Here is a 19524-nt window from a genome sequence, read left to right on the forward strand (position 1 = left end):
AAATTTGGGCATATCAGTATAATATCCGGCACTATGGACCATTTATATCTGCAGGTGGCAGACCGTCTGCAAACGATGATAGAAAAAGAGGTGATCCGCATCGGTGACAAACTTCCTTCCGTGCGTTCCCTCAGCAAAGAACAGGGCATCAGCATGAGCACCGTGTTCCAGGCGTATTATCACCTTGAAAGCAAGGGATATATCGAACCGCGGCCCAAATCGGGCTACTACGTACGGTTTTCGCCGCGCCGCCTGCCGGAAATGCCCAAGATCTGCCGCCCGGTGAAAAAAGCGACGGAAGTGAACGTGAGCGATATGATCACGGAAGTGTTCTATCATCTGTCGCCGGACGATGTGCTGCGTTTCTCCGTGGCCGCGCCGCACGAAAGCCAGCTGCCGGCCGCCAAACTGAGCAAATCCCTCATCCAGGCGATGCGCAGCCTGCCCGCCAACGGCACCAGCTACGAGAACCTGCAGGGGAACCTCAATTTAAGGCGGCAAATCGCCCGTTTGAGCCTGCAATGGGGCGGTACCATTACCGAGGATGACATTGTGACCACAACGGGCTGTATGGACGCGCTGACGCTCTGCCTCTCGGCCACCACCCAGCCGGGCGACGTGATCGCCCTGGAAAGCCCGGCATACTGCGGCACCTTCCAGCTGGCGGAAAGCCTCGGGCTGAAAGTACTGGAAGTGCCCACCAACCCGGTGTGCGGGGTAGACCTCGAGTACCTCGACAAAGCCATTCCCAAGTTCAAGATCAAAGCCTGCGTTTTCGTCACCAACTTCAACAACCCCATCGGCTCCTGCATGCCGGATAAAAACAAGCGGGAACTGGTGCGCATCATGAACAAATACGACATCCCCCTGATCGAAGACGATATCTACGGTGACACATATTTCGGTAAAACCCGGCCCAGCAGCTGCAAACAATACGACCGTACCGGCAACGTACTGTACTGCAACTCCTTCTCCAAATCCCTGGCGCCCGGCTACCGTGTGGGCTGGACGATGCCCGGCAAGTACAAAGACAAAGTGCTGCGCCTCAAACTGAACCACTCCGTATCGAGCGCCACGCTTCCCCAGGCCGCCATCGGCCACTTCCTCGAAAACGGCCGTTACGAGCACCACCTGCGCGGCCTCCGCAAAATGCTGCATATGAACTGCCTCCGCTACCAGCAGGCCATCGCGGATTATTTCCCGGAAGACACCTGCGTTACCCGGCCCCAGGGCGGTTACGTGCTCTGGCTCGAGCTCAACGAACACGTCAACACCATCGAACTGTATGAAATGGCGCTCCGCCGCAAGATCAGCTTTGCGCCGGGCCGTATCTTTTCGCTGCAGGACCGCTACAACAACTGCCTGCGCATCAGCTACGCCATGCCCTGGAACAAACAGGTCGACGACGGGCTGAAGACGATCGGGAAGCTGATCCGGCAGATGTCGTCGTGAAACAGCACCGTGACGGATAAAAAAGCCGGGGCGCAAAAACCCCGGCCGTCTGTTACCTACAACTGTTTACTAGACCGTTTTACGGTAGTTCCATACGGCCACGCTGTTGACGATGGCGGCGAACAGCAGCATGATGCCTAAATATATGCTGATATCTTCCCAGCCGCTCCCCTTCTGCATCACCATTCTGATCACTTTTACAAAATAGGCCACGGGGTTTACCAGCGTGAGTTTCTGCGCCCACAGGGGCATGCTTTCCACGGGCGTGAACAGGCCGCTCATGAGGATAAAAATGATGAGGAAAAACCAGGTGATGAACATGCTCTGCTGCTGCGTGTCCGTGAACGTGGAGATCAGCAGGCCGAGGCCCAGCATTACCAGCAGGTACACGGCGGCAAATAAAAACACCCAGGCGATGTTCCCCTCGAACGGCAGCCCGAATACGAGCTTGCCGACCAGTAACCCGAACGCCAGTTCGAACAGGGCGATGATCCAGAACGGGAGCAGCTTGCCGATGATGAAATGATGCTTGCGGATGGGGGTTACGTTGAGCTGCTCGATGGTGCCCATCTCCTTTTCCTTCACGATGTTCATGCCGGAAAGGAACGCGCCGATGAGGGTGACCAGCACCACCAGGATGCCGGGCACCATGAAGAATTTATAGTTCAGTGTGGGGTTGTACCAGTAACGGTAGGAAATATCGAAATGCTGCGGGCCGTCGTCTTCGTCGAGGGCGAGCCAGTCGAGGCGCACCTGGCGGTTGAAGCGGCCGATGATGTTAGCGGCGTAACCGTAGGCCAGCCCGGCTTTGCTGCCGTTGATGGCGTTGACCAGCAGCTGCACTTTCACTTCGTTTTCCCGCACCAGGTCGCGCTCGAAATGGCGCGGGATGGTGAGAATGAGGTCCGCGCGGTTGGCCTCCAGGTCGTCGAACGCCTCTTTGTAATTGTAGGCCTGGCGGTGCAGGGAGAAGTAGCCGGACGATAACAGTTTGTCCCGCAGCTGGCGGCTCCAGGTGGAGCCGTCGTAATCCACCACGTCGATCGAGAGGTTTTTGATCTCGTAATTGGCGGCAAAGGCCAGCACCAGCAGCTGCACCACGGGCACCACGAAGATGATGGGCAGCATGGAGCGGTTGCGGAATACCTGCAAAAACTCCTTTTGCAATATGAAAAAGATGGTACGCATCAGCTTAAGCGGGTTTTAAATTTCCGGACACTTATGAGCAGGAAAAAGAGCGTCATGCCGCCGAGAATGGCGGTGGGCACCAGCACCTGGCGGAGGCCGGCGCCTTTGAGCATGATGTCTTTCAGGATGATGATGAACCACTTCGCCGGTACGATGTTGGCGAAGAGCTGCAAAGGCTTCGGCATGCTTTCCAGCGGGAACACGAAGCCGGACAAGAGTATCGTGGGCAGCAGCAGCCCCATCATCGAGATCATCATGGCGGTTTGCTGGGAACTGGTGACGCTGGAAATAAGGATTCCTAACGACAATGCGGCGAGGCAGAACAGCAGGCACTCGAGCAGCAGTAAGACCAGGCTCCCTTTCACCGGCATGCCGAATATCCAGAAGCCCATGGCCAGGATGCTGAGGGCGATGATAAACGACAGGGCGATGTACGGTATCACTTTCCCGGCGATGATCGTCAGCGGCCGCAGCGGCGATACGAGCAGGATTTCCATCGTGCCCAGCTCCTTTTCGCGGGTGATGGTGATGGAAGTCATCATGGCCGACACCAGCATCAGGATAAGCGTCATCACACCGGGCACGAAAAGGAACACGCTTTTCAGGGACGGGTTGTAGATCATCCGCACTTCCGGCGCTATCGTCAGCGGCAGTTTTACTTTCCCGGTGATCTCTTCCTGGTATGCGAGGATGATGGCGTTGGCGTAATTGATCAGCGTGGTGCCGGTGTTGGGGTCCGACGCATCGGTGAGCAGCTGCACGGGCGCCTTGCGGCCGTGATTGAAGTCGTGGCCGAAACGGGCGGGTATCACCACCACCATTTTCACCTCTCCCCGGCGGAATTCCCGTTCTATGGCGGCTTCGGAAGAAAGGTAAGTGCTCACGGCGAAATACCCGGAAGCGGTGATGCGGTCTACCAGCCGGCGGCTGTACGTATCACGGCTTTCGTCGAGCACGGCGATTTTGACGTTCCTGATCTCGTTGGTGATGGCGAAGCCGAACAGCACGATCAGCACCACGGGCATGCCGAAGAGGATCAGCAGGGTGCGCCGGTCGCGGAAAATATGGTAACACTCCTTTCGGACGAATACAAAAAATTCACGCATCGTTTCAGGGATTTGCGGCGGCGGGTTTGGCCCGCGCCAGTTGTAAAAACACGTCGTTCATGCTCTCCGCCCTGTATTGTTCCTTCAGGCGGCCGGGCGTGTCGAGCGCCTGTATCCTGCCGTCCACCATAATGGAAATGCGGTTGCAGTATTCCGCTTCGTCCATGTAGTGGGTGGTCACGAAGATGGTCACGCCGCGGTCGGCCGCTTCGTAGATCAGGTCCCAGAACTGGCGGCGGGTGATGGGATCCACCCCGCCGGTAGGCTCGTCGAGGAATACGATGGACGGGTCGTGCAGCACGGCGATGGAAAAAGAGAGTTTCTGTTTCCAGCCCAGCGGCAGCGAGCTGACCAGGTGCGCGGCTTCTTTTTCGAGTTGCAGTTTGTGCAGCAGTTCGGCGGTTTTGTTTTTGATGGCGGTGTTGGTGAGGCCGTAGATGCCGCCGTAAAAACGGATGTTCTCTTTCACGGTGAGGTCTTCATACAGCGAAAACTTCTGGCTCATGTAACCGATGCGCTGCTTCACTTTTTCCGCCTGGGTGAAGATGTCGAAACCAGCCACCGTAGCCTCGCCGGAGCTGGGCTTCAGCAACCCGCAGAGCATGCGCATGGCGGTGGTTTTCCCCGCGCCGTTCGCGCCCAGGAAACCGAATATCTCGCCCTGGTCCACCTCGAAGGTGATGGCGTTGGTGGCGATAAAATCACCGAACTTTTTGGTGAGGTTGCGGGTAACGATGGCCTTGTTGCTCATAACGTTTCGTTTTGTTCCTGCATCAGCTGCATGAAGGCGTCTTCGATGCCCGCGCTGGCAGGTTTGATCACCAGGTTTTCGTGCTGCTTTTGCGCCAGGTACGCTTCCGCCGTTTCCAGGGGTACGCGCAGGGTGACGTGCAGGTACTCCCCGAAAGCGAAACAGCTGTCGGTCCCCTCGAAAGCCCGCAGGTCGCGGATGAGGCGGTACATGTGCTGCGCGCGCATGGCCCAGATCTTTTTCCCGAAGCCCTGCACGATGCGCTCCGGCGTGTTGATCTGCATGATCTCCCCTTTCTGGATGAGCGCCACGCGGTCGCACAGCATCGCCTCGTCCATGTACGGCGTGGATACCATGATGGGAATGCCTTTCTGTTTCAGGCGCTGGAGCATTTCCCAGAACTCCTTCCGCGATACGGGATCCACGCCGGTGGTGGGCTCGTCGAGAAACAGGACTTTGGGCTTGTGCACCAGCGCGCAGCAAAGGGCGAGTTTCTGCTTCATGCCGCCGGATAATTTGCCGGCGGGGCGTTTGGCGAAGGGCGCGATCTGTTCGTAGATTTCTTTGATGAGGTCATAGTTCTCTTCCACCGTGGTTTTGAAGATGGTGGCGAAGAAGTTGAGATTTTCCTCGATGGTCAGGTCCTGGTAAAGCGAGAACCGGCCGGGCATGTAGCCCACCTGCTGCCGGATGCGCCGGTAATCTTTCACCACGTGCAGGCCGTTGACGGTGGCGCTGCCTTTGTCCGCCAGCAGCAGCGTGGTGAGAATGCGGAAGAGGGTGGATTTCCCGGCGCCGTCGGGACCAATCAGCCCGAACAGCTCCCCTTCTTCCACGGCGAGTGAGATATTGTGCAGGGCTTTCACGTCGCCGAAGCTTTTGTGCACGTTTTCTACAACGATGGGTTGCATATGCGTTTATTTAGCGATCCTGAATTCGGCGGGCATGCCTATTTTGAGGCTGCCGTCGTTCTGTACCCGTATTTTCACGGCGTACACCAGTTGCACCCTTTCTTCGCGGGTCTGGATGGTTTTGGGCGTAAACTCCGCCTCCGACGCTATCCAGCTCACCGTGCCCGGCCAGTTTTTCATCGTGCCGCCGGGCATATCCGTCTGCACCGTTACCTGCTGGCCCATTTTGAGCTGCGGCAGCTGTGCGCCGCTCACGTATGCGCGGAGATACATGGTGCTGAGGTCCGCGATCTTGTAGAGCGGTTTGCCGTAGTTCACCACCTCCCCTTTTTCCACGTACTTGGTGAGCACGGTGCCCGCCACGGGATTGATCACGCGACTTTGCGCGAGCTGTTCGTTCACCTGCTGCACCTGCAGCTGAAGGGGCTGCGTTTCGCTGGTGATGCCGCTCACCTGCGTGTTGAGCGTGGAGGCCGTGGATGCGTACTGTTTCTCCAGCACGGCGATGGCGGCGTTGATATCGTCGAGTTGCTTGGGCGTGGCGGCGTTCGCTTTCAGCAGGTTCTGGATGCGCAGTTTTTCTTTCTGCTGCGTGGCGATCTGCTGGCGGATCACTTCGAGCTGGGGATTGATCTCGGGCTTTTTACTGAGCACCGCCTTGATATTGGCGCCCAGCTGGGCTTTCCGGAGGTTCAGCTGCACCGAGTCGATGCCGCCCACCAGGGCGTTGGCAGCCAGCTGCATGCCTTCTTCCACCTCGAAAGTGAGGAGGCGGCCGGTGGCTTCGGCCGATACGATGATTTCGGTCGACTCGAAATTCCCGTACCCATCCGCGCCGTTTTCGCTGTTGTTGCAGGCGGCGAGCAGCGCCACCGATAATATAGCCGTGAACGTTGTTTTCATATTAATATCCTTTTATAACCTGATAATTTAAAGTGGCATACACCCATTGGATGCGGTGTGTTTTTTCGGCGATCACCGCCTGCGTTTCCGCGTGGAGGTCGCTGAGGTAATCGTGCACCGTCATCACCCCGTTGTCGAGCTGCGCGGCCGACACGGTGCGGATATTTTTCCGCAGCGTCACGATCTCTTTGTCTTTTTCCAGCGAGGCGGCGAGGTGGCTGATCTCCGCACTTTGCTGCACCAGCTGCGAGCGGGTTTGCAGTTCGAAGGTTTCCGACTGCGCGGCCACCGTTTGTTCCTGCTGCCGCAGGATGGCTTTTTCCGTGCGGTTGTAGCGCCAGTTCCAGAGCGTCCAGCTCAGGCGCAGGCCGCCCATGTAATAGAAGTCGAATTTATTTTCGAGCATATTGAGGCCCGGCCGGCCGTAGCCGCCCTGTGCAAAGGCGCTGATCTTCGGCAGGCTGCGGGTGTCCGTCAAACGGCCCTGCTGCTGCAGCACATCGGCCTGGTAACGGTAGAGCTGCAATTCGGGACGGTGCAGCGCGGTGCTTTGCGCCGGTTGTGCCGCGGGTAGTTGCAGCCTGGTGTTTTCGTTGACGGTTTTCCCCGTCAGCAATGCGAGCACTTCGAGGGCGGCGCGTTTCCCCGTTTCCGCCTCGTACACCTGCTGTTCCGTTTTCAGGAGCTCCGCTTTCAGGAGGTCTACCTGGCTGGCCAGCACGGTGCCGTTGTCGACGCCCGCCTGCAGGCGCTCCATGCGCTGTTTCACTTCCGCGAGCAGCTGTTTGCGCGCGGCGATGTTCTCTTCCCAGAGCAGGGCGTTGAAGTACACCTGCATCACCTGCTGGCGGAGTTTATACAGTTCCACCTCCACCTTTTGCTGCTCGGCCTTCTGCTGCGCCAGCTGCACGCCCCGCTGCCCCGCGGTGGCGCCACCGTCCCAGATGGTCTGTTTCACCAGCAACTCCACGTTGTACTGGTCTTTGGCCGGGGTGGGAATGTTCACGTTGGGAAGCTTGATGGGGATGCTCGTTACGTCTGACTGGTAAGTGGCCTTGCCGCCCAGTTCCACCTGCGGCAGGTAATTGGTCCGGATGTTCCGCAATTGCAGGGCCGTCACTTCGTCCACCACCTGCTGCTGTTTCAGCAGCGGATAATACTGCCGCGCATACTGCCAGGCCGAATCGAGCGATAGATGCTGCTCCTGGGCCGCCGCCCCGAAGGCGGCAAGGAGTCCGGAAAGCAACAGGGAAAAGCATTTCATGATTAACTCTTTTATTTAACTATTTGGTTAATTCCGGTTCAAAAAAAAGCGAAGGGCCAGGCCGTGGTGCATTTTACCCTGCACAGGCCCCGGTTCTGCTACGGCCGGAGGGCATGCATCACAAAGTCCGTCACGAACTTCTTCCGTTCCTGCATCATCATGCCAAACTGCATGTCGTTGACCGTGAAAGCCGCCTGCAGCAAGGGCCTTGCAACAAACGGGAATATGCACATCGAAATAATGCTGACCATCAATTGCGCGGGATTCACTTTCCTGAACGTCCCGTTTTCCATGGCCGTACCTATTTCCCCGATGAACACCTGGATGTTCGGGAACAGGGGCGCATGCATGAAACGCTGCACCATCCTGTCCGGGTTCTGCTGGATCTCATTCAGCACGAACATCGGCAGGTAAGGGTTTTCGCTAAGGTTGGTGATGTAATAATCCACCACGGTGGCGAGCTTCTGCTCTACCGGCATCTTTTCCGCCAGCACATTGTTGACCTTGATCAGGAGCTGGTCGATGGCCTCGCCGAACACGATCTCGAAGAGTTTTTCCTTGCTGCGGTAGTAATAATGCAGCATGGCTTTATTGATACCCGCCTCGTCCGCGATATCCTGCATCCGGGCGCCGGCAAGGCCCCTGTGCATGAATATCTTCCTGGCTGCTGCTATGATCTGCTGTTCGGTGGTATTTAAGGTCTGCGTCATCAACTTAACTGTTTAACCATTTGGTTAAACTCTGGAGCAAAGGTAGAGAAATAGGCGAAATGACCAAATAAATTTGTGGCCGCCCGTTAGAATAGTCATTTAGTGATTGATTTTCAACAAGTTCCTCTACCTTCCTTCTCTATCTATGCTAATCATATGGTACGAAACTGGTCTGAAACCGTTGCTGGTATTGTCTTTATAGGTATATACGCCCTATATACTCCCTATATACGTCCTATTTCCGTCCTTTATACTTCCTTCTATTAAAGGAAGGACGTATAAAGGGCAGAAATAGCCAGTTAATAGCGTTGATATAGAAAATAAAATAATGTTCTCAGGCTTAACAAGGCATGGCGGAACCGGGATTTGACTATCTATTTCCCGAGATTGCTGCCCTATGCACGCTGGACAACAGGACATGGAAAGGCCGGAGGTACGACCACCGGATACCCCCAAATGGCTATTGTACACACACTGAACAGGACATGGAAAAGCCGGGGCTTCCCAGCTACTAGCAGAATCCCCCGGAACAGGACATGGAAAAAGCCGGGGCCTCCCGGCTACTACCGGAATCCCCCGGAACAGGGCATAAAAAAAGCCGGGGTACGACTACCCCGGCGGCTGTTTCCTACAACTGTTTACTTATGAGTTTGTTAGCTGCCTGCGCAGCTGTGCTTTCCAAATATTTTCTGTCATGGGGTTAACTATCAGACCGGTTGCTGCCGCATGGCGGCAATCCGCTGATCGAACGTTTCACCGGAATCGCGGGCGGTGGCGATCTGCTCCAGCAATTCCATCATCTGCGGGTCGTGCTCGGCGCGGCGGCCCGTTTTCAGATCGATGTGGGTGAAGGTGGACCATAATACCGACTTTACTTTTTTCTTTTCGTCGTCGGTCATCCACATTTCTACCCGGATGTAGCTGCTGCTGAAGTCGAGCACGCGGGAAAAGATCTGCACCTTTTCGGCCACAAGCGCGGGTTTGAGATAGGCGATCTGGTGTTCGGTGACTACCCAACCCAGGCCTTTTACCGCGTAATCTTTCAGTTGAATACCGTACGCGTCCACCAGGTGGTCTTCGCGGGCATTCATAAAATAGTTGATGTACGAGGCATTGTTCAGGTGACTGAACGGATCGCAATCATTAAAACGGATAATGTACTGGCTTACCGGTTCTTTGGTCATACAACATGGTTTTAATGAACCGAAAGTAAAGAAAAAGCCGGGTTCAGTGCGAAACTGCCCGGCTTCGTTTCGCTAATGTCAATTTTTAAACGCATCAGGGTTGTACACAACGGAATCTATGAAATATGCAGTCTCCTTTTATCCTACCAGTTCGTGGATAGTCAATCCACCGTCAATGTTATACTCGGCGCCCGTAATGAAGGAAGCATCGGAGGAAGCCAGGAAGGCCACCAGTTTTGCCACTTCAGACGATTCGCCGGGTCTGCTGAGCGGAATCCTTTCTGAAAATTTTTTATGGAAGGCTTTGATGCCATCTTCGTCCAGCCCTGCCTTCGCAAGGATGGGCGTTACGATCGGGCCCGGATTCACCACGTTTACGCGGATCTTTCGGGAAGCCAGTTCGCGACTTAACGTTCGGCCCAGGGAGTTCAGTGCGGCTTTACTGGCAGAGTATACTGACGACCCAGGCATGCCTGTGAAGGCATTCACGGAAGATAACAGGATGATGGAAGCGCCATCGTTCAATAACGGCAGAAACTTCTGGACCGTAAAAAAGGCGCCCTTGAAATTTATATTCATCGTTTCATCAAACTGTGCTTCCGTTACCTGGTCTACCGGCACGAAAGCCCCGATACCGGCGTTGACGAACAGCACGTCAACTTTTCCGTACGTTGCTTCCACCTCCCCGGCAAGCCTGGATGCTTCCGTGATCCTGCCCTGGTCCGCGGTAATGCCCAATGTACCGTTGCCCAGCGTGGCGGCAGCCGCTTCAACAGCAGTGCGGTTGCGCCCCGTAATGATCACTTTCGCACCACGGGAAATAAACTCCTCTGCCGTCGCGTAGCCGATGCCACTGTTGCCGCCGGTAATGACGGCCACTTTGTTCTGTAAGGTGCTCATAAATGTAGTGTGAGTGTTAAATTTATATCGATTTATTTAAAATATTCGATGTATTTGGCCAAAAAAAATCAGCTGAGCTGTAAGAAGAACATGGAGAGGTGTTTCATCATGTCTTTATTGATGGATAATGTAACGTTCCTGCCTTCTTTGGTGCTGATGAGCACCCCGCTGTCAACCAATATCTTGATGTGATGGGACACAGTGGGTTGCGAGAGACAGGTCATATCCTGAATCTCCCCACAACAGCAGTTTTCCTGCCGGGCTATTTTCATGAGTATAGCCATGCGGTTCTTGTCTGCCAGTGCGTTCGCCGCTTTCTCAATCATCGCTGCGTCCATGATGCAAATATAGGTACTTTTTTGAAATATCGAAATATATCGATTTATTTTTTTTCTCCGGGAGGGAATGTGTCCCCTCCCCCCCCTGTAAAATCCCCCGGCGAATGCATGTGTCCGGGTACCCGGCTGTGCGTGTGATTATGAAATCACCTGAGAGCAATCGGTGATATCAGCCGCACCACCGCTTCTCCCAGCCGTGCGTTATAGTGAAATCACCTTACAGCAACGGCGATATCAGCCGCACCACCGCCTCTCCCAGCCTGGGCCACCGGCCGCGCTCGCGCCAGTCGGCCAGGATGATCTCACTGCTGTGGAGGGTGTCCTGCAAAAAGGCTTCGGACAGCTTCCAGTTGATCTCCCGGCTGTATACGAAGGCATTCACTTCAAAGTTGAAGTCGAAGCTGCGGATGTCCATGTTGGCGGTGCCTACTACGGAGAGATTATCGTCCACCACCATGGTTTTGGCGTGCACGAAACCCTTGTTGTACCGGAAGATGCGCACGCCGCAGGCCAGCAGGTCTTCGTAAAACGATTCGGCGGCCTTGTTGACGAGGCGGCTGTCGCTTTCGCCGGGCACCAGCAGGCGCACGTCCACCCCCGACAGCGCGGCCTGCTGCAGGGCGTGATAAATGGAATCGTTGGGAATAAAATACGGGGTGGTGATGTATACCGAGCGTTCGGCCTGGTTAATGGCGGCGAGAAACGAGAGCATGATGGACGACCGTTCGGAATCCGGGCCGCTGGCGGCGATCTGCACCAGGTCGTCGCCTTTGGTTTCGATGTCCGGGAAAAAGTCCTGGGTAATGGGCAGGTCGCTATCGGCGCAGAAGTTCCAGTCGCCCATGAACAGGAACTGCAGCGTATGCACGCCCTGGCCTTTGATGCGCAGGTGCGTATCGCGCCAGAAGGGCCAGTGCGGGTGGGCCTGGCGGTACTGCGGTTCGTTGATGTAGCGGTCGGCGATGTTGATGCCGCCGATAAAACCGGTATGCCCGTCGATCACCACGATCTTGCGGTGGTTGCGGTAATTGAGGCGGTTGGCCAGCAGCCTGATCTTGTAAAAGGGGAACACTTCCACGCCGGCGGCGCGCATTTCTTTGAGGAAGCGGCGGTTGATGTCGCTGCTGCCGAAATCGTCGTAGATGAACCGTACCTCTACCCCGTCGCGGGCTTTCTGCATCATGATCTCCATCACTTCGCGGCCGATGATGTCTTCTTCGAAAATATAATACTCGAGGTGGATGTGGTGTTGGGCGCTGCGCAGCGCTTCGATCAGCGCGGGGAATTTTTCCTCGCCGTTGATGAGCAGTTCGGTTTCGTTGTTCGCGGTGATGGGCGACAGCGTGTCGCGGAAGAGCAGGCGGGCGATGCCGTCTTTGTTCTCCACCAGCGCCGAATGTTCCAGCAGGGTATCGCGGTTCTCCTTGCGCAGGTAGTCTTTGAGGCGTTCGCTGAGGCGTACGTTGCTCATCCATTTGCGGCTGTAGATGCGGTTCACGCGGCGGTTCACGCCGATGAGCAGGTAGATGAGCACGCCGAGGCCGGGAATGAAAAAAAGCAGCAGCAGGTAGGCCAGCGTTTTGCCGGTTGTATGGGTTTCCAACAGGGCTTTAACGGCCACCAGTGCGGTGATGGCGTAGAGTATAACGATGCCGATGGATTGCCAGTGATCTTGCAGGAATTGTAACATACCGTGCACAATAATACGGATTTCTTTACACGGCATAAAAAAGCCGTACTATACTGCGTGCATTCTTCTTCGTTATTTGCAGTATAATACGGCTACAGATGTCGGGTACAATCAGTTGCTGCCGTTGCCTCCGCCGGCCCCGCCACGGTTGCCCATGCGCTGGCGCCTTTCTTCTTCAGCGGCTTTGTACTTTTTGTACTGCTCCTCGTTGAGGATGCCTTTTACCTTGTCGTCCCTTTCAGTGGCGAATTTCTGGAACGCTTCGCGATCCATGCGGTTGCCTGAGCTTCTGGCGTCTTCCCGGGCTTTGTCCATGTCCCTGAACGATTTCGAGAAAACGGAATCCAGCTTCACCGTTTGTTCCGGTGTGATCTGCAGGGTTTCCTTCATCCGGTCGAGCGTCATTTTCACGCGCTCTTCAACGGTACGGCGCTGGCCGCCGCCCTGTTGGGCAAATGCGCTGATGTTCACCGCCAGCGCAAAGGCCAGCAAAAAAAGAATCTTTTTCATGTTGTGAATGTTGTGGGTTTCTGCTAAAGGAATATATAATCGATGCTCATGTTAGTGTTTCACGCTGTCTTCTTTGGCCTGGCTCCTGCGGCCGCCCATTTTCTTGATCACCTGCTGTACGAGGGAATCGAAGCGGGGCTGCTGTTCCGGGGTGCAGATGGCTTTCACCTGTTCGAAGTGCCGGAAGGTCTGCAGGTCCATCTGTTTCTGCTTGGCGGCGATGGAATCGGCCAGCCGCTGCACTGTGGAATCGGGCACGGAGGCCTGGTTCAGCAGGTTGTAAAAGTTATTGCGGGCGGTGCGCATCTCCCCGAAATAGGGTTTCATCCTGTCCCAGTGCTGGTCTTTCAGTTTTTTGTACTGGTCCATCTGCGCCGGGCTGAAGCCAACTTCCTTTTCCAGCACCTGCATCACGTCGCCGCGGCTATCTCTTTTGAACGCGTGTTTGGGTTCCGGTTTCATCCAGACAAAAAACACCAGCATCAGGATATTCGTCAGCAGTAGCACCAGTACCAGTAAACTCAGTACTTTATTCCTCGCGAAGGTTTCCTTCATTACGGCTCTGTTTTTTCGTATTCGTAAAAAGTGTTGATCCCCAGCTGGTATTCATCCGCAAAGGTCTGTTGCCGGGTGGTTTCCACCAGTTCGGTGGAATTGTTCAGCTGCGATACAAACATGAAGCCATTGGCGCCCAGCACGAGAATGAGGGCGGTAATGGCGACAGAGGGCCGTGTGATAAGGGCGATCAGGCGGTCCCAGGCGTCTGCCGGCCGGGCCTGCTGCATGCGCGCCATCAGCCGGGTATAGAAGTACGGCGCCGGTTCGGCCCGCTCCGCCCCGTCGAGGCTGCGCATGGTCTGTTCTGTTTCGTGCTGTATATCTAGTCTCTGCTTCATATTCGCTGTATTTAATTTAGACGACAATTATGCTGAAACCTTTTATTTATTCTTCATTTCTGTAATAATCTTCCAGTTGGTCGCGCAGGTTCTGCTTGGCGCGGTGCAGCAGGCCTTCCACGGCGGACACGCTGGCATCCATCACCCCGGCTATTTCGCGGCTGCTGAGCCCCTCCAGCTTCTGGAGCACGAAGGCCACTTTCTGGCTTTCGGGCAGCTGGCCGATGGCTTTAAAAAGCAGCGAAGCCCTTTCTTTATCAGCGAGTTGTACCCCGGGATGGTGAAAATCCGGCGGGTCGATGATCAGCTCGTTCTGCTGCCCGAAAAGGCTGTACACCTTGCCCCAACGCTTTTTGCGGGTCTTTTTCCGCAAATGGTCGAGGCACTTGGTAACGGTGATGCGGTACAGCCAGGTGGAAATCTGCGATTCTCCCTTGAAGTTGCCCACGGACTCGAATACCTGCATAAACACTTCCTGCGCCACGTCTTCCGCATCGGCAGCATTCTGCAGGATGCCGAGGGCCGTGTTATACACCATGCCCTGCCACCGGGCCACCAGATCCTTGAAGGCGGCCTCGTTCCCCTGCTTTAATTGTGCTATGATATCGGTCAATGCGCTGGGTGTAATGGGTTTAGAACGATCTGTCGCGCTGCATCATACCGGGAGGCGGCCCGTCTCCGCGGTCGAACCGGCGGTTACCTCTCTCCCCCTGCGACATGTTGAGCTTGCCAAAGTTTTTAAGCCTGTACGTAAATGTAAGCATAAAATACTGGGTGAGCACCTGGTTCTGCTCGTCCACGATCTCGAGCCCGTTCATGGTACGGCTTACGCTCTGGTTCTGCTTTAACAGGTCGAACACCGACAGGCGCAGCTCGCCGCGCTGGTTTTTCAGGAACTTCTTGCCCACGCTGGCGTTCCAGAGCCAGAAACGCTGGTCGAAGCCCTCTCCCAGGCCCTTGGTGAAGGTGTGGTTGATCTCGTTCTGCACCACCCAGCCGTTTTTGCTGAGCAGGTTAAGGCTGGCGGCGGCATTGTGGGTGGAATAATTGGCGTTGTTGCGCGGGTCGATCGTATTCTTCAGCACGTTGAAATTGGCGGTGTACGATACGGTAAAATCGACGTACTCGCTGATGTTGCTGCTGACCACGGCGCCGAGGTTATAGTTGTAGTTATGCGAAAACCCTTCCACGTAATTGGATACGCCCGGTGTGCGGGTATAACCGAACCCGGCGTTCATGTTGAAGTTGGATTTGATGAATTTCAGGGGCACGCCGTAGGTGAAGAACGAACGGGCGCTGAAATACCCGTCCATGTTCATGGCCTTGGTGAGGCGGCCGCCGGCCTTGAGGGTATCGGTAGCCGTCAGCAGCGAATCGCGCGCGCTGGTGTAAATACCGTTGGCAATGTAGTCGTTATTGGTCTGCACAAAAACGTTCGCGAAAAAGTTGTTCCCGTTCACCGTGTTGGTGTAGTTATACCGGCCGGCCACCATGTGCCCGAACTGCTGGCGCAGGTTGGGATTACCGATGCTCACGTTCGTGAGGCCGGAATACACGTACACGTCCTGCAGCTGCTGGATGGACGGCTGGTTGGTGGAGGAACGGTAAAACACCCGGATGCGGCTGTACTCGGACAACCGGTACATCAGCATGGCATTGGGCAGGATGTTCTGGAAACTCTGCTTGCCGGCGAAGGGCGACGGGAATTCCCGTTTGGTTTCCATTTCGGCGTACTGGTAGTTCAGGCCGAGGGATAACATCTTATCCCGGTTACCCAGCCGGTAAGTGAGGCCGGCGGATTGGGTGTTGTATTTGTTGGTAAAGAGGTTGGACTGTGAAGGGTCCAGTATCGTATAGTCTTTCCCGGCATAGTCGTATTCATACGCCTTGCGGTCTGAGCTGTTCTGCGACCAGGAAGGGTTATAGCTGACCTGCAACTGGCCTGACTTGCCCACCGGTTCGGTGTAGGAAACGTTGACGTTGAACGATTGCCCGTCGGACAGCGGTCTTACGCGCTGGCGCAGCGAATCGTCTTTTCCTTTGCCGGTCACGTAGTTCAGGTCGCTGTTCGTGAAACTTTCCCCGGTACGGTCGTTGGTGCTCACGCCGAGGCCCACGGTAATGGTGCGCCCTCTTTTCGCGAACGCGTGGCGGTACAGCAGGTTGGCGTTCAGGTTGTACCCCGAATTCATGCTGGTGCTGTTGTAGGCGTTATGGCTCATGAGCGACTCGTTGGTGAGCGTGTTACCGCTGGAACGGGAGAACGCGTCGTTTTTCTGGAAGCTGATGCCGGGGGTGAATATGATGGAATTGTTCGAGTCGATGTTATATTCCAGCCGCGCGTTGATGCGGTGGTTGTAATTGGAGCTGCCGCTGTTGGACGTATCGTTCTCCACGCGCTGCGTGATGGAATCGATGGCCGTCTGCGTACGGGAAATGCTCGCGTTGCGGGCATTGCTGTTGTTGAAGAAATAGCTGCCGCTGAAGGTGACCTTCTTGCCCCAGTTATCGTTGAAGTTGATGCCGATGGAATTGGTTTTGTTGAGGCCGTTCTGCTGGCCCACGAGGAAGTTGCCGCCCCCGCCGCCGAAACCGCCGCCGCCGCCGCCACGGTTACCGCCACCGCCGCGGCCTCCACGGCCGCCGCCCCTGCCCGAGCCCGCATTCTGTACACCGAGCAGGTCCTGCGACGAGAAATTCTGCTGGTTCACGTTATTGGCGATGCCGATGATGGAGATGCGTTTTTCGTCTTTGAAGAGGTTGATGTTGCCGCCGGCGGAATACCGCCCGTCTGTGCCGTAGCCGGCATATACCTTGCCGAACTGCCCCTGCCGCATTTCAGCGCGGGTCACGATGTTGATGGCTTTGGTGGAATTGCCGTCGTCGAAGCCGGTAAACCGGGCCTGGTCGCTCATCCGGTCGAACACCTCGATTTTGGAGATCACCTCGGCCGGCAGGTTGCGCAGCGCGAGGGTGGCGTCTTCGCCGAAGAACTCCTTCCCGTCTACCGTCACTTTCCTGACTTCTTCCCCGCCCGCTTTTACGGTACCGTTCTCCACGGTGATGCCGGGCATCTTCTTCACGAGGTCTTCGCCGCTGGCGTCGGGGTTCACTTTATAGGCGTCCGCGTTATACTGAAGGGTATCGCCCTTTTGCTGGGCGGGCGGCACCTGGCCTTTGATCACCACTTCCTTCAGTTCCCGGCTCGATTTGGGCATATAAATGGTGCCCAGGTCCTGCGTTTCGGCCTGCAGCATGATGGCGCGGGTCAGTTCCCCGTAGCCCACGAAGCTGATGGTGAGGATGTAAGGTTGCCGGGAAAGGCCGGTCAGTTCAAAAGCGCCGGTGGTATTGGTGATGGCTTGTTTTTTAAATGCGGCATCTTCGGGAGAGCTGAGCCGTATGGTCGCATTCTTCAATACGCTGCTGTCTCCCTTGTCTTTCAACACGCCCTTCAGCACGAGGTTTTGTGCAAAGGCCTGCTGCGCACAGCTTAATAATAAAAATAAAAAAGTAAAAATCAGTGCATGCCGCATATGAATGGTGGTTATTGAAAGGTTGGACGATGTTTTATTCAAAAACCTTTGCGGCATGTAAAAAATCACTCATCTTTCCTAGTGCTCGGTGATACGGTTCAGCTGCCTGTCTTTCAGATGCACCATGATATGTTTGGGCAGCAGCGGGCTGTTGAGGGCGAGATCTACGGATACTTTCTGGAAGTTTTTGATATGCTCCACCCGGTCGAATATCTCATACAGGGCAATGGGCTCTTCGTTAAAGCTGACACAGGTGCTGATGAAATTCAGTTCATTGATGGTAAAGCCCGGCGTTTTGAGTTTGTCTTCCACATCCTTCAACCGCCCGATGAAATGGCGCTGGCGGATAAACGTGGTACTGTTCATGATGATGAAAATGTAGTTGGCGTACGAGGTGATCTTGCCGTAATACATGTGGTTGTCCTTACCGGTGCGCTCTACCAGGTATTCGTCGCCCGACTTGTAGATCTCCAGCGCCGAGCGCCAGACCCTTTCTTCCGTTTCCTTGTCCGACTTGAACGGCAGGTTACGGTTGTAACAATACCAGCGCCCCACGAGGTGATCGAGCAGGCGGGTGTTGACGGTGGCCAGGGGGATGTTGATCTTCAGTTCGTGAAAACTGAAGCTGTCGGTCGCATTCCGGATGAAGTCGATATAGTTGTTATATCCCAATGCCCCGGCAATGATGTTGAGTTTGGTGAAATTGGGGCTGCTGATGGAGGCCACCGCCTTGCGCGACTTCCAGGGTTTGAGTTTTTTGATCACCAGGTGCTCGTAGAAATAATTCTCGCCCAGCAGTACCGGATCTATATTCACTTTTTTAGCCTTCTGCTGTTTGCGGAGGAGCAGGTTGAATTCCCCTGAAATGTGCGCCCATTCCGTTTTAGATACGTCTTCCCAATCCCTTTTCTTCAAAAAATGATGGGCGATGTAGTTCATCAGCCGCTCCAGGTTCTGTAATTCTTCCCTGCTCATGATAATACGATTTTAATACTAATATACGACGGCTTAATATAACCGCAAGACTTTCATCTTCCCGCATCGCGACATCTTTGTGTCAACAAAAAAAACGCCACTACATGAAACACCTCAAATACAACGAAGACCCGCTGTGGCAGCGCATCGACAACTTCCACCCGGACGACCCCACGGCCACTTACCCCTTTTCCCGCAAGCTCGCCGGCGAGCAGCAATGGACAGCCGCCTTCACCCAAAAAGCGATCACCGAGTACAAACGGTTTGTGTACCTCTGCTGCGTACTGCCCGGCGGGGCCTCGCCTTCCCCCGTGGTGGACGAGGTATGGCATCTGCACCTGGAGTACACGGTGAACTACTGGGAAGAATTCTGCGAAAAGGTGCTGCGCAGAAAACTGCACCACCACCCTTCCAAAGGCGGCGTGGCGGAAAAGCAGAAACACGTCAGCTGGATGGGAACCACGCTGGCGCAGTACGAACAGGTATTCGGCCAGGCGCCGCCCGCGGATATATGGTTGCCTTCCACACCCGGTCACACCCCATGGCGGCGCAGGGTATCCCGCTGGCTGGCCGCGCTCCTGCCAATAGGCGGCCTGGTAGCGCTCACCGGCTGCGATGGCGGCACGCTGGCCTGGACGACCGTCTTCTTTATCGCCTTATTCGCCTTCTTTATCGAATTCACCTCCGAACCGCTTACCCCGGTTGATAAAAAGAACAAGGAAGACGGCAGTTGCGGCGGCGCGGGCGGTGGATGCAGCAGCGGCGGGTGCGGAGGAGGATGCGGCGGTTGTGGAGGCTGCGGCGGATGCGGCAGCTGATAAGAATTGTATAAAACCTCTATGATGAAAACAATCAAACCTTACCTGATCACGCTCCCGGCCCTGGTCATTCCCTTCCTGTTCCTGCAGGGCCCGAACCCTTTCCACCTCACCGGTCCGGCATTCCTTCACTTCTACCTGACCCTGCTGCTGGCCACGCATACGGCTGTGTTCCTGCTGCGACGGTACGTCAAGGGAAAACAGGCCACCCCGTTCACCGGCTGCCTCATGGGCATTACACTCTTCACCGGCCTGGCCAGGCTTGTGCAGGGCCTCTCCCATGCAAAACCCGTGGGGTACCTGCTGTTGCTGATAGTGCTGCACCTGGTGCTGTACGGCTTTATCCGCGGCAGGTTTTCCGCATAAAAAAAGGACCGTCCCCGGCGGCGCTT

The 19524-nt window shown here is 55.5% G+C and carries 20 protein-coding genes and 1 pseudogene; 3 read left to right on the forward strand and 18 right to left on the reverse strand.

All coding sequences use genetic code 11. The annotated features are described in order from the left end of the window. Window positions 1-33 precede the first annotated feature (33 nt). Window positions 34-1452 carry an aminotransferase-like domain-containing protein gene (locus EGT74_RS18035; protein WP_181954757.1) on the forward strand — a complete coding sequence of 473 codons (1419 nt, stop codon included), beginning with the start codon at window positions 34-36 and terminating at the stop codon, window positions 1450-1452. 69 nt (window positions 1453-1521) lie between these two features. Here the strand turns inward: EGT74_RS18035 and EGT74_RS18040 are convergent, their stop codons facing one another. From EGT74_RS18040 to EGT74_RS18120, 18 genes and pseudogenes are all read right to left on the reverse strand, one after another. Continuing rightward, entirely contained in the window at window positions 1522-2640 is a 1119-nt protein-coding gene (locus EGT74_RS18040) for an ABC transporter permease (RefSeq protein WP_123847964.1), read from the reverse strand. Continuing rightward, the gene (locus EGT74_RS18045; RefSeq protein WP_123847965.1) at window positions 2640-3746 is read right to left on the reverse strand and encodes an ABC transporter permease; all 1107 of its coding nucleotides are present in this window, start codon (window positions 3744-3746) and stop codon (window positions 2640-2642) included. The genes EGT74_RS18040 and EGT74_RS18045 overlap by 1 nt, the downstream gene beginning before the upstream one ends. Window positions 3747-3750: 4 nt before the next feature. Then, the gene (locus EGT74_RS18050; protein ID WP_123847966.1) at window positions 3751-4497 is read right to left on the reverse strand and encodes an ABC transporter ATP-binding protein; all 747 of its coding nucleotides are present in this window, start codon (window positions 4495-4497) and stop codon (window positions 3751-3753) included. After that, the gene (locus tag EGT74_RS18055) at window positions 4494-5408 is read right to left on the reverse strand and encodes an ABC transporter ATP-binding protein (RefSeq protein ID WP_123847967.1); all 915 of its coding nucleotides are present in this window, start codon (window positions 5406-5408) and stop codon (window positions 4494-4496) included. Before EGT74_RS18055 ends, EGT74_RS18050 begins: the two co-directional genes overlap by 4 nt. A 6-nt stretch (window positions 5409-5414) precedes the next feature. Then, window positions 5415-6311, reverse strand: a complete 897-nt coding sequence (locus EGT74_RS18060) for an HlyD family secretion protein (protein ID WP_123847968.1) — start codon at window positions 6309-6311, stop codon at window positions 5415-5417. A gap of 1 nt (window position 6312) precedes the next feature. Further along, window positions 6313-7575: a TolC family protein gene (locus tag EGT74_RS18065; protein WP_123847969.1), complete on the reverse strand. Its 1263-nt coding sequence runs from the start codon at window positions 7573-7575 to the stop codon at window positions 6313-6315. Between the two features lie 98 nt (window positions 7576-7673). Continuing rightward, window positions 7674-8285, reverse strand: a complete 612-nt coding sequence (locus EGT74_RS18070; protein ID WP_123847970.1) for a TetR/AcrR family transcriptional regulator — start codon at window positions 8283-8285, stop codon at window positions 7674-7676. A 707-nt stretch (window positions 8286-8992) separates the two neighbouring features. After that, window positions 8993-9469 carry an acyl-CoA thioesterase gene (locus EGT74_RS18075; protein WP_123847971.1) on the reverse strand — a complete coding sequence of 159 codons (477 nt, stop codon included), beginning with the start codon at window positions 9467-9469 and terminating at the stop codon, window positions 8993-8995. Window positions 9470-9607: 138 nt separating this feature from the next. Continuing rightward, window positions 9608-10369 (reverse strand): SDR family oxidoreductase, encoded by a 762-nt coding sequence (locus EGT74_RS18080; protein ID WP_123847972.1) that lies wholly within the window; start codon window positions 10367-10369, stop codon window positions 9608-9610. Between the two features lie 68 nt (window positions 10370-10437). Continuing rightward, complete coding sequence (locus tag EGT74_RS18085; RefSeq protein WP_123847973.1) at window positions 10438-10707, reverse strand: ArsR/SmtB family transcription factor; 270 nt, start codon at window positions 10705-10707, stop codon at window positions 10438-10440. 217 nt (window positions 10708-10924) lie between these two features. Next, window positions 10925-12397, reverse strand: coding sequence for a cardiolipin synthase (cls, locus tag EGT74_RS18090; protein ID WP_123847974.1), 1473 nt, complete (start codon window positions 12395-12397; stop codon window positions 10925-10927). Window positions 12398-12508: 111 nt separating this feature from the next. Further along, window positions 12509-12907, reverse strand: coding sequence for a hypothetical protein (locus EGT74_RS18095; protein WP_123847975.1), 399 nt, complete (start codon window positions 12905-12907; stop codon window positions 12509-12511). Between the two features lie 51 nt (window positions 12908-12958). Further along, a complete protein-coding gene (locus tag EGT74_RS18100) occupies window positions 12959-13462 on the reverse strand; it encodes a Spy/CpxP family protein refolding chaperone (RefSeq protein ID WP_123847976.1) in 504 nt (167 codons plus the stop codon). Next, window positions 13462-13803 carry a hypothetical protein gene (locus EGT74_RS18105; protein ID WP_123847977.1) on the reverse strand — a complete coding sequence of 114 codons (342 nt, stop codon included), beginning with the start codon at window positions 13801-13803 and terminating at the stop codon, window positions 13462-13464. The genes EGT74_RS18100 and EGT74_RS18105 overlap by 1 nt, the downstream gene beginning before the upstream one ends. A 46-nt stretch (window positions 13804-13849) precedes the next feature. Further along, complete coding sequence (locus EGT74_RS18110) at window positions 13850-14416, reverse strand: RNA polymerase sigma factor (RefSeq protein ID WP_123847978.1); 567 nt, start codon at window positions 14414-14416, stop codon at window positions 13850-13852. A gap of 19 nt (window positions 14417-14435) precedes the next feature. Further along, window positions 14436-16025, reverse strand: a complete 1590-nt coding sequence (locus EGT74_RS27380; RefSeq protein WP_394338037.1) for an outer membrane beta-barrel protein — start codon at window positions 16023-16025, stop codon at window positions 14436-14438. 969 nt (window positions 16026-16994) lie between these two features. Beyond that, window positions 16995-17396: pseudogene (locus EGT74_RS27385) on the reverse strand (carboxypeptidase regulatory-like domain-containing protein); the annotation flags it as partial. Between the two features lie 21 nt (window positions 17397-17417). Next, window positions 17418-18314: a hypothetical protein gene (locus EGT74_RS18120; RefSeq protein ID WP_123847980.1), complete on the reverse strand. Its 897-nt coding sequence runs from the start codon at window positions 18312-18314 to the stop codon at window positions 17418-17420. Between the two features lie 104 nt (window positions 18315-18418). Here EGT74_RS18120 and EGT74_RS26800 point away from each other — a divergent pair, with 104 nt between their 5' ends. Beyond that, window positions 18419-19132, forward strand: a complete 714-nt coding sequence (locus tag EGT74_RS26800; protein WP_148089629.1) for a glycine-rich domain-containing protein — start codon at window positions 18419-18421, stop codon at window positions 19130-19132. Between the two features lie 24 nt (window positions 19133-19156). After that, entirely contained in the window at window positions 19157-19498 is a 342-nt protein-coding gene (locus EGT74_RS18130; protein ID WP_123847981.1) for a hypothetical protein, read from the forward strand. Window positions 19499-19524 lie beyond the last annotated feature (26 nt).

It is taken from the genome of Chitinophaga lutea (assembly GCF_003813775.1).
In the GTDB taxonomy this organism is placed as follows: Bacteria; Bacteroidota; Bacteroidia; order Chitinophagales; family Chitinophagaceae; genus Chitinophaga; species Chitinophaga lutea.